Annotated in this window: 10 protein-coding genes; 9 read left to right on the plus strand and 1 reads right to left on the minus strand. The window is 70.1% G+C overall.

The features are described 5' to 3' along the window. From KBX34_RS13230 to KBX34_RS13270, 8 genes are all read left to right on the plus strand, one after another. Positions 1-1444: molybdopterin-dependent oxidoreductase (locus KBX34_RS13230; RefSeq protein ID WP_282102632.1), on the plus strand; the 1444-nt coding region annotated here is incomplete at its 5' end. Continuing rightward, a complete protein-coding gene (gene nuoH, locus KBX34_RS13235; protein ID WP_210925167.1) occupies positions 1441-2793 on the plus strand; it encodes an NADH-quinone oxidoreductase subunit NuoH in 1353 nt (450 codons plus the stop codon). The genes KBX34_RS13230 and nuoH, both read left to right, overlap by 4 nt. A gap of 1 nt (position 2794) precedes the next feature. Then, positions 2795-3436: an NADH-quinone oxidoreductase subunit NuoI gene (nuoI, locus tag KBX34_RS13240; RefSeq protein WP_088951133.1), complete on the plus strand. Its 642-nt coding sequence runs from the start codon at positions 2795-2797 to the stop codon at positions 3434-3436. Further along, a complete protein-coding gene (locus KBX34_RS13245; protein WP_099849918.1) occupies positions 3433-4203 on the plus strand; it encodes an NADH-quinone oxidoreductase subunit J in 771 nt (256 codons plus the stop codon). Before nuoI ends, KBX34_RS13245 begins: the two co-directional genes overlap by 4 nt. Positions 4204-4261: 58 nt before the next feature. Next, positions 4262-4579: an NADH-quinone oxidoreductase subunit NuoK gene (gene nuoK, locus KBX34_RS13250; RefSeq protein WP_088951135.1), complete on the plus strand. Its 318-nt coding sequence runs from the start codon at positions 4262-4264 to the stop codon at positions 4577-4579. Positions 4580-4591: 12 nt separating this feature from the next. Beyond that, positions 4592-6517, plus strand: a complete 1926-nt coding sequence (gene nuoL, locus KBX34_RS13255) for an NADH-quinone oxidoreductase subunit L (protein WP_088951136.1) — start codon at positions 4592-4594, stop codon at positions 6515-6517. 64 nt (positions 6518-6581) lie between these two features. After that, positions 6582-9668 carry an NADH-quinone oxidoreductase subunit NuoN gene (nuoN, locus tag KBX34_RS34425; protein WP_374223683.1) on the plus strand — a complete coding sequence of 1029 codons (3087 nt, stop codon included), beginning with the start codon at positions 6582-6584 and terminating at the stop codon, positions 9666-9668. A gap of 90 nt (positions 9669-9758) precedes the next feature. After that, positions 9759-10844, plus strand: coding sequence for a polyprenyl synthetase family protein (locus KBX34_RS13270; protein ID WP_141907608.1), 1086 nt, complete (start codon positions 9759-9761; stop codon positions 10842-10844). Here KBX34_RS13270 and KBX34_RS13275 read toward each other — a convergent pair. After that, on the minus strand, positions 10820-12049 hold the full coding sequence (locus tag KBX34_RS13275; RefSeq protein ID WP_210925168.1) for an MFS transporter: 1230 nt from the start codon (positions 12047-12049) through the stop codon (positions 10820-10822). The two genes, KBX34_RS13270 and KBX34_RS13275, sit on opposite strands and share 25 nt — an antisense overlap. A gap of 154 nt (positions 12050-12203) precedes the next feature. On the opposite strand from KBX34_RS13275, the gene KBX34_RS13280 reads away from it, so the two are divergent. Next, positions 12204-12986 carry an IclR family transcriptional regulator gene (locus KBX34_RS13280; RefSeq protein WP_088951141.1) on the plus strand — a complete coding sequence of 261 codons (783 nt, stop codon included), beginning with the start codon at positions 12204-12206 and terminating at the stop codon, positions 12984-12986. The last annotated feature ends 295 nt before the right edge of the window (positions 12987-13281 follow it).

Genomic DNA, 13281 nt, shown 5'->3' on the forward strand with positions numbered 1-13281 from the left:
CCGGGTCGCCCTTACCACCAACGACATCGACTTCCGGGCCCGGCCGGTCTCCCGCGAGGAGGCCGACTTCCTGGCCAGCTCGGTCGCCGGGGTCACCGACGTCACCTACACCGACGTGGAGAACGCGCCGGCGGTGGTGCTGGTCGGCCTGGAGCCGGAGGAGGAGTGCCCGATCCTCTTCCTGCGGCTGCGCAAGGCGTACCTGAAGAAGACCCTGACGGTGTACGCGCTGGCGCCGTTCGCCACCCGTGGCCTGGAGAAGCTCGGCGCCAAGCTGGCCCGGGTCGTTCCGGGCGAGGAGGCCAGCGTGCTCGCCGAGCACGCCACGGTCGCCGAGGCGCTGAGCGCACCGGGCGCGATCCTGATCGTCGGCGAGCGACTGGCCACTGTGCCGGGCGGGCTCTCCGCGGCGGCGGACGTGGCGCGGCGTACCGGCGCGAAGCTGGTGTGGGTGCCGCGGCGCGCGGGTGACCGCGGCGCTGTCGACGCGGGCTGCCTGCCCAACCTGCTCCCCGGTGGACGGCTGGTGACCGAGCCGGCCGCCCGCGCCGAGCTGGGTGAGGCGTGGGACATCCCGGCCGGGGTGATCCCGAGCCAGGCCGGGCGGGACACCGACGGCATCCTCACCGCGGCGGCCAACGGGCAGCTCGGCGCGCTTGTCGTCGGCGGCGTCGACCCGGCCGACCTGGCCGACCCGCGACTGGCCGAGGCCGCCCTGGACGCGGTGCCGTTCCTGGTCAGCCTGGAGCTGCGCGCCAGCGCGGTGACCCGGCGGGCGAACGTGGTGCTGCCGGTCGCCCCGGTGGTCGAGAAGGCCGGCAGCTTCCTGGACTGGGAGGGTCGGCTGCGCCCGTTCGAGGCCGTTCTGAACACCGCCGCGATGACCGACGGTCGGGTGCTCGACGCGCTGGCCGCGCTGCTCGACGTGCGACTCGGCACGGCGGATGTGCCGAGCGTGCGTCGTGAACTGGGCACGCTGCCGGCGACGCGTACGTCCCGGCCGTCCGCACCGTCGGTGGCGCCGGGCCGGGTGCCGCACCCGGCTGCCGGGGAGGCCGTGCTGGCCACCTGGCACCAACTGGTGGACCTCGGCAGCCTGACCGAAGGCGACGAGAACCTCGCGGGCACCGCCCGCCCGCCGGTGGTCCGGCTGGGCAAGGGCACCGCCGAGGCACTCGGTGTGGTCGACGGTGACGCGGTCACGGTCGGCACCGACCGGGGGGCACTGACCCTGCCGGCGGAGCTCACCGAAATGCCGGACGGCGTGGTCTGGTTGCCGACCAACTCACCCGGCTCGACCGTGCGACGCAGCCTCGGGGCGACGTCCGGCACTGTCGTCCGGATCTCCGTTCCCGCACCGAGCACGGCCATCCCGGCCGGGCGCGTGGCGGCCGATGAGACCGGGCTCCCGGGTCCGCTCCTCAACTCCGGGGGTAACCAGTGACTTCGTCAATCCTGGCCCAGGATCCGACGCTTGCCGACTTCGGCCGGGATCCGTGGTGGCTGGTTCTCGGCAAGATCGTCTTCGCGTTCGCCTTCGGTCTGCTGGCCACCCTGCTCGGTGTCTGGTTCGAGCGGCGCGTGGTCGGCTACATGCAGGTGCGGCCCGGCCCCAACCAGGTCGGCCCGTTCGGCCTGCTGCAGACCCTCGCCGACGGCCTGAAGATGGCCTTCAAGGAGGACATCCTGCCGAAGGCGGCCGACAAGGTCGTCTACTTCTTCGCCCCGACCATCTCGGTGATCTGTGCGGTCACCGCGCTCTCGGTGGTGCCCTTCGGCCCGATGGTGAGCATCTTTGGCCACCACACGCCGTTGCAGGTCACCGACGTGCCGGTGGCGGTGCTGCTGCTGCTCGCCTGCTCGTCGATGGGCGTCTACGGCATCGTGCTGGGTGGTTGGGCCTCCGGCTCGACGTACCCGCTGCTCGGTGGTCTGCGGTCGAGCGCCCAGATGATCTCCTACGAGGTCGCCATGGGCCTCAGCATCGTGGCGGTCTTCATGACCGCCGGCACGATGAGCACCAGCGGGATCGTCGCCGCTCAGGGCGACGCCACGCGGCTGACCATCTTCGGCACCGAGATCCCGGCGCCGGGCTGGTACGCGATCCTGCTGCTGCCCAGCTTCATCATCTTCTTCATCGCCACGGTGGGTGAGACCAACCGGGCGCCGTTCGACCTGCCCGAGGCCGAGTCCGAGCTGGTCGCCGGCTTCATGACGGAATACAGCTCGCTGAAGTTCGCGCTCTTCATGCTCAGCGAGTACGTCGCGATGGTGACCATGTCCGCGGTCACCACCACGCTGTTCCTGGGCGGTTGGCGGGCACCCTGGCCGATCACCATCTGGGAGGGCGCCAACTCCGGTTGGTGGCCGATGCTCTGGTTCTTCGGCAAGGTGATCGCGCTGGTCTTCGTCTTCGTCTGGCTGCGCGGCACGCTGCCCCGGCTGCGCTACGACCAGTTCATGCGCCTCGGTTGGAAGGTGCTGCTGCCGATCAACCTGGTCTGGATCCTGGTCCTGTCGGGCCTGCGTTCCATCGAGGACTGGGACACCCGCGGCAAGGTGATCGCGGTCGGCATCCCCGCCGGCCTGCTGCTGATCGCCACGCTGTTCTGGCCCAGCCGCCGGCCGCAGCCGAAGCCGACAACTCAGGAACAGGTCGACAACCGGCCGTACGGGAGCTTCCCGCTGCCACCGATGGATCTTCAGGTACCACCGAGCCCGCGCATCACGCGCGTGGTCGCCGAGCGGGAGCCGGCCAACATCGTTGCCGGCTCGGACTCCAGGGAGGTGTGACGTGGGCGCGATCACCGGAACGTTCAAGGGATTCGGTGTCACCTTCTCGCACATGTTCAGGAAGGTCGTCACGACCGACTACCCGTTCAAGCCGCCGGTGTCGGCGCCGCGCTACCACGGGCGGCACATCCTCAACCGGCACCCGGACGGCCTGGAGAAGTGCATCGGCTGCGAGCTGTGCGCCTGGGCCTGCCCGGCGGACGCGATCTACGTCGAGGGTGGCGACAACACCGACGAGCAGCGCTTCTCGCCGGGTGAGCGGTACGCCAGCATCTACCAGATCAACTACGCCCGCTGCATCTTCTGCGGGCTGTGCATCGAGGCTTGCCCGACCCGTTCGCTCACCATGAGCAACGAGTACGAGCTGGCCCGGGACAACCGGCAGGACCTCATCTTCACCAAGGAACAGTTGCTCGCGCCGTTGCTGGAGGGCATGGAGCAGCCTCCGCACCCGATGCGGCTGGGTGACAGCGAGAAGGACTACTACGTCGGCGCGCTGGACAACCCGGGCACCTCCGCCGGTGCGGAGACGTCCCCGATGGGTCCCGGCCGCTACCAGGTCGAGGAGCACCCCGGCGTGACGTTCCCGGGCGCCGAGCAGGCCGCCCAGCGCGCGGCTGCCGGCAAGGGAGAGGAAGCATGACCACGTCTACGGTGCTCGCCGCGGCGGGTTCGGTCTCCACCGGCGAGGCGGTCACCTTCTGGATCCTCGCCCCGCTCGCGCTTCTCGGCGGGATCGGGATGGTGGCCGCGCGCAACGCCGTGCACTCGGCGCTGTGGCTGGTGCTGACCATGCTCTGTCTGGGCGTGTTCTACGTCCTCCAGGCCGGCCCGTTCATCGGCATGGTGCAGATCATCGTCTACACCGGCGCGATCATGATGCTGTTCCTCTTCGTGCTGATGCTGGTCGGTCGGGACTCCACGGACTCCCTGATCGAGACGCTTCGCGGCCAGCGCGTCGCCGCGATCGTGCTCGGCCTGGGCTTCGCCGGCCTGGTCGGCACCGGCCTTTACCAGGCGCTGGACCAGACCAACACGGTCGGCCTGGAGCAGGTCAACGCCGAGGGGAACGTGCAAGGCATCGCCCGGCTGCTGTTCACCAAGTACGTCTTCGCGTTCGAGCTGACCTCGGCGCTGCTGATCACCGCGGCGGTCGGTGCCATGGTGCTGGCCCACGTGGAGCGGCGTAAGCAGGACAAGGTCGACCAGGTGTCGACCATGAAGGCACGCTTCGCCCCGGGCAACTACCCCGGGCCGAAGCCGGGCCCCGGCGTCTTCGCGACCTCGTCCTCGGTGGCCACCCCGGCCCGGCTGCCCGACGGCCGCCTGACCGACCGCAGCACCCCGGCGATCCTTCCGCAGCGCGAGCTGACCGCCGAGGAGACGTCTCTGAAGGGCACGGACCGGTGAGCGCGAGGAGTGCAGCGGAGCGGAGCCCCGCAGTCGCGAACGGAAGGCAAACCAAGTAATGGGAACGTTCTTCTCGGTCGAGCCGACCTACTACCTCGTCCTCGCCGCGGTGCTCTTCACCATCGGCGCCGCCGGGGTGCTGATCCGGCGCAACGCGATCGTGCTGTTCATGTGCGTCGAGCTGATGCTCAACGCCGCCAACCTGACGCTGGTCACCTTCAGCCGGATCAACGGTGACCTCAACGGCCAGATCATGGCGTTCTTCGTGATGGTGGTGGCGGCGGCCGAGGTCGTGGTCGGGCTCGCGATCATCATGTCCATCTTCCGGACGCGACGCTCGGCGAGTGTCGACGACGCCAACCTGCTCAAGTACTAGAGGGGTCCACCGGTGGAAGAGACTGTGGAATACGCCCAGGCCACGGGGCTGCTCGGGGGCGTCTGGCTGCTGGTGGCGATCCCGCTGCTCAGCGCGGCCATCCTGCTGCTGCTCGGCCGGCGGGCCGACCGCTGGGGGCACTGGTTGGGTGTTGCCGCCATCGGCGCCGCCTTCGTGCTCGGCCTGTCCTTCTTCTTCCAGCTGCGTGGCCTGGAGAACAAGTCGGTCGAGCTGAGCCTCTGGGACTTCATCGCGGTCGGTGACCTGCGCGTCGACTTCGGCCTGCTGTTCGACCCGCTGGCCGCGGTCTTCGTACTGCTGATCACCGGGGTGGGTTTCCTGATCCACCTGTACGCGGTCGAGTACATGGCGCACGACGCGGGTCGTCGGCGGTTCTTCGCGTACTTCAACCTGTTCGTCGCGGCGATGCTGCTGCTGGTGCTCGGCAACAACTACGTGATGCTCTACTTCGGCTGGGAGGGCGTCGGTCTGGCGTCGTACCTGCTGATCTCCTTCTGGACCGAGCGGCCGAGCGCGGCCACCGCCGGCAAGAAGGCGTTCCTGATGAACCGGGTCGGCGACGCCGGCCTGGCCATCGGCATCTTCATCATGTTCGCCACCCTGGGCACCACCCAGTACGACGAGGTGTTCAACGGCGTCGGCGCGCTGACCGGCACCACCGTGCTGGTCCTCGGCCTGTTGCTGCTTCTCGGTGCGGCCGGCAAGTCCGGTCAGTTCCCGCTGCAGGCGTGGTTGCCGGACGCGATGGAGGGCCCGACCCCGGTGTCGGCGCTCATCCACGCGGCCACCATGGTCACCGCGGGCGTCTACCTGATCGCCCGGTCCAATCCGATCTTCTCCGCCAACTCGACCCTCCAGCTCGTGGTGGTCAGCGTCGGCGCGCTCACGCTGCTGATCGGCTGCATCATCGGCGCGGCCAAGGACGACATCAAGCGGGTGCTCGCCTGGTCGACGGTGAGCCAGATCGGCTACATGTTCCTCGGCGTCGGCCTGGGCGGTGGCGCGTACGCGCTGGCCATCGTGCACCTGCTGGCGCACGGCTTCTTCAAGGCCAACATGTTCCTGGGCGCCGGCTCGGTGATGCACGGCATGAAGGACCAGGTCGACATCCGCCGCTTCGGTGGCCTCTCGAAGCACATGAAGATCACCTGGCTGACCTTCATGATGGGTTGGCTGGCGATCATCGGCATGTTCCCGTTCTCCGGCTTCTTCTCCAAGGAGCCGATCATCGTGGCCGCCTTCGAGCGGGAGGACTGGACCGCCTGGCTCTTCGGCGGTGCGGCGCTGCTCGGTGCCGGACTGACCGCGTTCTACATGACCCGGCTGTTCGTGCTCACGTTCCACGGGCCGCAGCGGTGGACCGAGGACATCGAGCACCCGCACGAGTCGCCGAAGCTGATGACGATCCCGCTGATCCTGCTGGCGGTCGGCTCGGTCGGTGCCGGCTTCCTGCTCTCCACGTCCGTTCCGGACTGGCTGACGGCCACCGCCGGCCTGGGCGGCGAGCACGGGGAGCACGAGGCGGTGCTCTCGCACGCCGTCATCACCACCCTGTCGCTGCTGGTCACCGTGCTCGGTGCCGGGCTCGCCTGGTTCCTGTTCCGGGCCGGGACGGCCACCGCGCCGCAGCCGGCCGGGGTGCTGGTCACCGCCGCCCGGCGCAACCTCTACACCGACGCGGTCAACGAGGCCGTCTTCGAGAAGCCGGGCATCTTCCTCACCCGGGCGCTGGTGTACCTCGACAACCGGGGCATCGACGGGCTGGTCAACGGGCTTGCCGCCGCGGTCGGCGGTGGCTCGGGTCGGCTCCGGCGGATGCAGACCGGCTTCGTCCGCTCGTACGCCACCTCGATCCTGGCCGGTGCGCTGCTGGTGATGGCGGCGTTCCTGGCGGTGCAGGCCGGGTGGTTGGCGTGATCGACCTGTTCCCGGCCGCCCCCGCCGGCGGACCACGCAGTGACGACGGAGGTAAGGCCGCATAATGTCCAACTTCCCGTTCCTCTCGGTGCTCACCGTGGCGCCGCTGGTGGGCGCCCTGGTGGTGGCCTTCCTGCCGCGCCACCGGCCGGAGCTGGCCAAGCAGGTGGCGTTCGCCTGGTCGCTGCTCGTGCTGGTGCTCTCGGTGGTGATGTGGGTCAGCTTCAACGCAGGCGGTGACCGGTTCCAGTTCCGCGAGTCATACTCGTGGATCCCGAACTGGGGCGTCAGCTTCACCTTCGCTGCCGACGGCATCGCGCTGGTGATGCTGATGCTGATCGCGGTGCTGGTGCCGTTGGTGATCCTGGCCTCCTGGCACGACGCGGAGTCGTCGAAGCGGTCGGTGCCCGTCTACTTCGCGCTGCTGCTGGTCCTCGAGTGCACGATGATCGGTGTCTTCGCGGCCGCCGACGTCTTCCTGTTCTACGTGTTCTTCGAGGTCATGCTGGTCCCGATGTACTTCCTGATCGGCAGCTACGGCGGCCACCAGCGGCAGTACGCGGCGGTGAAGTTCTTCCTCTACTCGCTGGTCGGCGGTCTGTTCATGCTGGCCGCGGTGATCGGCCTGTGGGTGGTCGGCGGCAAGACCTTCGACTGGCAGGCGCTGTCCCAGGTCGACATCAGCACGGGCACCGAGCGGTGGCTGTTCCTCGGCTTCTTCCTCGCGTTCGCCATCAAGGCGCCGTTCTTCCCGTTCCACACCTGGCTGCCCGACGCCGGTGGTGCGGCCCCGGCGGGAGCGGCGGCACTGCTGGTCGGTGTGCTGGACAAGGTCGGCACGTTCGGCATCCTGCGCTACTGCCTGCCGCTGTTCCCGGAGGCGTCGAAGTGGTTCGCGCCGTGGGCGCTGGCGCTGGGCGTGATCGGCATCGTCTACGCCGCGCTGCTGGCGGTCGGTCAGAACGACCTCAAGCGGCTGGTGTCGTACACCTCGATCGCGCACTTCGGCTTCATCGGGGTGGGCATCTTCGCCTTCACCACCCAGGCCGGCACCGGCGCGGTGCTCTACATGCTCAACCACGGGCTGGCCACCGGTCTGCTCTTCCTGGTGGTGGGCATGCTGATCAGCCGGCGTGGCTCGGCGTTGATCAGCGACTTCGGCGGCGCCGGCAAACTGGTCCCGGTGCTCGCCGGTGTGCTCTTCTTCGCCGGTCTCGCCTCACTCGCACTGCCTGGCACGGCACCGTTCATCTCGGAGTTCCTGGTGCTGATCGGCACCTTCACGGTGAACAAGCCGGTGGCGATCATCGCCACGCTCGGCATCATCCTGGCCGCCGCGTACGTGCTGTGGATGGTGCAGCGCACCACCCAGGGCACGCTCAACCCGGCTCTCACCGAGGTCGACGGGATGCGCAAGGACCTCAACCTGCGCGAGAAGGTCGTGGTCGCCCCACTGATCGCGCTGATCGTGCTGCTCGGCTTCTTCCCCAAGCCGGTCACTGACGTGATCAACCCGGCCGTCCAGGCGACCATGGACGACATCGGCAGAACCGACCCGGCGCCGCTCCGTGGGCGGCACCGTCCAGGAGGCGGCAAAGTGACCGAGCTGAAACTGCCGTCGATCGACTACGCGGCGATCTCCCCGATCCTGATCATGCTGGGCACGGCGTTGCTCGGCGTGCTCGTCGAGGCGCTGGTGCCTCGTCGTTGGCGGCACGTGGTGCAGCTGACGCTGGCGCTGCTCGCGGTGCTCGCGGCGCTGACCATGGTGGTCCTCAGCGCCGATGAGCGGATCATCACCGCCGGCCAGGCGCTCGCGATCGACGGGCCGACGCTGTTCCTCCAGGGCGCGATCCTGGTGCTGGCCGCGATGGCGCTGCTGCTGATCGGCGACCGCTCGGTCGAGCGGGGCGGGGCGTTCGTCGCCCAGGCCGCGGTGACCGCCGAGTCGGCCGACGACCGGCGGCAGGCCGAGGGGCGCAACGGCCTCACCGAGGTCTACCCGCTCACCACGTTCGCGATCGGCGGCATGCTGATCTTCGTGGCGGCGAACGACCTGCTGACCATGTTCATCGCGCTGGAGGTCTTCTCCCTTCCGCTCTACCTGCTCTGCGCGCTGGCCCGTCGCCGGCGTCTGCTGAGCCAGGAGGCGGCGATGAAGTACTTCCTGCTAGGCGCCTACGCCTCCGCGTTCTTCCTGTTCGGCGTGGCCCTGATCTACGGCTTCACCTCGGGCATCCCGGGCCGGACGGCCGGCGTCGACTTCGCCACCATCCACGCGGCGGTGAGCGAGTCCCCGGCCAGCAAGGTGCTGCTCTTCGCCGGCATGGCACTGCTCTCGATCGGTCTGCTCTTCAAGGCCGCGGCGGCGCCGTTCCACGTCTGGACCCCGGACGTGTACCAGGGCGCGCCGACCCCGGTCACCGGCTTCATGGCGGCCTGCACCAAGGTCGCCGCGTTCGGTGCCCTGCTGCGCGTCTTCCACGTCGCGTTCACCGACGCCTCCTGGGACTTCACCCCGGTCCTCGGCGCGGTGGCGGTGCTTACCATGCTGATCGGTGCAGTGCTCGCGGTCACCCAGACCGACATCAAGCGGCTGCTCGCGTACTCCTCGATCGCCAACGCCGGCTACCTGCTGGTCGGCGTGCTGGCACCGAGCCGCGACGGGCTCTCCGGCACGATGTTCTACCTGGTCGCGTACGGCTTCTCGGTGCTGGCCGCGTTCGCGGTGGTGACCCTGGTGCGGGACGCCGACGGGGAGGCCACCCACCTGTCCCGCTGGGCCGGGCTGGGTCGGCGGTCGCCGTTCTTCGCCGGGCTGTTCACCTTCATCCTGCTGGCCTTCGCCGGTATTCCGCTGACCAGCGGCTTCACCAGCAAGTTCGCCATCTTCGGGCCGGCCCTGGAGGGTGGTCAGGCCTGGCTGGTGATCGCCGGTGTGCTGACCAGCATGGTGCTGGCGTTCCCGTACCTGCGGGTCGTGGTGATGATGTGGCTCTCCGAGCCGGGCGAGTCCACCCCGACCGTCATGGTGCCCGGCGGGCTCACCTCCGCCGCCCTGATGATCGGCGTGCTGGCCACTCTGGTGCTGGGCATCGCCCCGGCGCCGCTGCTCGATCTGGCCACCGGAGCTGCCGAATTCGTGCGATGACCGAAGGATCGACCACCGGGGGCCGGCTCGTGTTCACGTGCCGGCCCCCGGTGCGTATCCCCGACCCGGAGCAGGTCGAACGGGTGTGGCATGGTTGATGGTGTGGTGAATCCGGCGGGCGAGCGTTCAGGTGCCTCCGGCTCCGGCGGTCGGCGGGGTCGGGCGAGCACGAGTCAGTTCGGCGCGCTCGGCCTCAATCTCGCCGATCCCCGCGTCGAGGCGTCCGTGCTGGGGCTGCTGGAGACGGTCGAGGTCGAGCTGCGGGCCAGTGTGTCCAGCGCCGACCCGTTCGTCACCGAGGCCGCCCGGCACCTCCTGGAGGCCGGCGGCAAGCGTTTCCGGCCGCTGCTGGTGGCGCTCGGTGCCCAGTTCGGTGATCCCACCGGTGCGCAGGTGGTCCCGGCCGCCGTGGTGATGGAGCTCACTCACCTCGCGACCCTCTACCACGACGACGTGATGGACGAGGCCGCCGTCCGCCGGGGCGCGCCCAGCGCGAACTCCCGCTGGACCAACTCGGTCGCGATCCTGGTCGGCGACTATCTCTTCGCCCGTGCGGCGGACATCGCCGCCGACCTGGGCCCAGAGGCGGTCCGGTTGCAGGCGCGCACCTTCGCCCGGCTGGTGCACGGCCAGATCGCGGAGACGGTCGGGCCGCGCGCCGACGACGACCCGGTGACCCACTATCTCAACGTGATCGCCGACAAGACCGGCTCGCTGATCGCCACGTCGGCACGCTTCGGCGGCATGTTCGGTGGCGCACCGGCCGAGCACGTGGAAGCCCTCGCCGGATACGGCGAGACGATCGGCGTCGCCTTCCAGCTCTCCGACGACCTGCTCGACATCGCCTCCGAGTCGGTGCAGTCGGGCAAGACGCCCGGCACGGACCTGCGCGAGGGCGTCCCGACCCTGCCGGTGCTCTACGCCCGCGCGGCGGACGACTCCGACGCGTCCTCGGTGCGACTGCGGGAGATCCTGGCGACCGGCCCGCTGACCGACGACGCGCTGCACGCCGAGGCGTTGGGTCTGCTGCGCGAGAGCCCCGCGCTCAAGCGCGCCCGGGAGACCGTGCGCAGTTACGCCGAGGACGCCCGTGCGCGCCTCGCCCCGCTGCCCGAGGGCCCGTCCCGGCACGCCCTCGAATCGCTCTGCGACTACATCGCCGACCGCACCAGCTGATCGTCACCCCGGCTCGCCGCACTGGCGACGCGGGTCAACAGGCGGCCACCGCAGAGCATGAGGACGGCCGCGAGCAGCATGGACACCGCCGAGGCGGTCCACATGGCCGGATAGCCGAGGTGGGCGGCCAGTGGGCCGAGGGTCAACGGGCCGAGGCAGCCGCCCGCGTACACCCCGGTCTGGGTGATCGAGGTGGCGGCGGCCGGTGACTGCGGGTGGAGTCGGACCACCGCGAACGTCATCAGGCCGGGCCAGGCCCAACCCAGGCCGAAGCCGAGCACCACGCCGGCCACCAGCGGCACCGGGCCGGTCAACGCGAGCAGGCCCAGCCCGGCCGCACCGACGACCAGCATCGCGGCGATGACGGCGACGTGACCGGTGACGCGGCGGTCGGCCAGCCAGCCGGCACCCACCCGCGCGGTCATGCAGATCGCACTGCCCAGCGTCAGGGTGAGTCCGGCGAGGCCCGGCGACATGCCCCGGGCCGCCGCGGAGTCCACCAGGAAGGTGCCCAGCGCGTTCGCTGCGGCCGCGGCCAACGTCGCCGCCGCACCGACCACCACCAACGCCGCAGTGGCCCGGCCAGCGCGCGTCGCGCCGGCCCGCCGCGCCCGCAGGGGCACCTGCCGGGGTACGGCGGCCAGCGTCATCGTCGCGACCACGGCCGCCGCCACGAACGCCCAGCGCCAGCCGACGGTCAGCGCGATGGTGGGCACCGCCGCCCCGGCCAGCAGTGTGGAGACCGGGATGGCGGCCTGCTTGACGCCGAACGACAGACCCTGCCGTCGGGCCGGCACGTGCTGGGCCAGCGCGGCGTTGCTGGCCAACTGGCCGAGCGCGTTCGCGGCAGCGCTGAGCGCCAGCAACCCGACCAGCACCGGGTACGAGCGGGCGAAGGCCGCCACGGCCAGCATCGACCCGGCGGCCAGCACGATGCCGCAGCGGGCCACCAGGGCCGCTCCGTACCGCTCGACGAGGCGGCCGGAGGGCACCGAGGCCAGCGCGCTGACCCCGAAGTAGACGGACACGGCCAGGCCGAGGCCGGCCGGGGAGAAGTCGAGGTCCCTGCCCATCTGCACGGCGAGACCACCGAGCAGAAAGACGGGGAGTACGCAGGCCACGGTGGTGGCCACTGCGCCGGCGCTCGCCCTGATCGGGTGGGAGGGGGCGACGGTCGGGTCGGAGGTGATGGCGTTGTTGGTCATCGTCCGGCAAACCTACGTGAGACTCGCTCAAGCCACTCCTGGTGACTGTCGGGGCACAACGAGTGGATGGTGATCTGGCATCCTCGACCCGAACAGGCATTTCGCACCGGGCCTGTTTTTCATATGGTGTAAGTCCCCGGCGGCGGAGGTGGTTGTGCGCGACCCCTTGGCAGAACCTTCGGACCTGATCCGCAGCGTGTCCCGAGCGCTGCGGGTGCTGGAGTCGGTCGGTCGCGCCCCGAAAGGCCTGACCGTCAAGCAGATCGCTCGACGGTGCGAGCTGACCGTGGCCACGACCTACCACCTGGTCCGCACCCTGGCCTACGAGGGCTACGTGATCCGTCGCGAGGACGGCACGTACATCGTGGGGTTGGAGGTGGCCGACCGGTACCGGGAGCTGGTGACCGCGTTCCGGGGCCCGCCAGCGGTCGGTGAGACGCTGCGGCGGGCCGCACTGGACACCGGCTACAGCCACTACCTGGGTCGCTTCGTCGGCGGTCAGGTGGCCCTCACGGCGGTCGCCGAGGGGCACCGGTCGCCCTACCTGGAGGACCTGGTCCCCGGCTTCGACGAGGGGGCGCACGCGACGGCCCTGGGCAAGTCGCTGCTCGCCACCCTCACTGTCGACCAGCGCAACCGCTACCTGCGCGAATACGGCATGCGCCCGTTCACCACGGCCACGCTGACCACCACCGAGACGTTCGAGGCCGACCTGGCCGCCGGCGACCGGCGCGGCATGCAGTTGGAGATGGGCCAGTTCCGTCAGGGGGTGGCCTGCGCGGCGGTGCTCGTCGCGCCGGACAAGGACATGGAACGCCGCGTCGTGCTGGCCTGCGCGTTGCCGGCCAGCGAAATGATGACCTCCGCCCGGGTGGTGCGCGCCAAACTGCTCACCGTGGCCCGCAGCGTCGCCGACGGCATCGCCTCCGACAACTGACGCACCCACGCATGAGAAGCCCTCTCCCGGGCTGGGAGAGGGCCTCTCGCGGCGGTCCAGCGCCGGACCGCCTGAGCAACGTCAGCTGCCCACCGGGCCGCCGCCGAGACGCGGGTGCCATGGCGGGTGCCGGTCAACAGGGGGAGCAGCCGGGGGCGGTCGCTCATGGGAGAAGCCTCCATGAACACCTTCGCGGGCGGCAACCGGCACGCAACCGGTCTGACCTCGGGCTGAACCGATCGGCGTGACGGCACGTATTCCCGAGCGAACGCACCGCCGGACGCGCGCCGGAAGC

The organism is Micromonospora sp. M61, from assembly GCF_018070245.1.
GTDB classification, from domain to species: domain Bacteria; phylum Actinomycetota; class Actinomycetes; order Mycobacteriales; family Micromonosporaceae; genus Micromonospora; species Micromonospora zamorensis.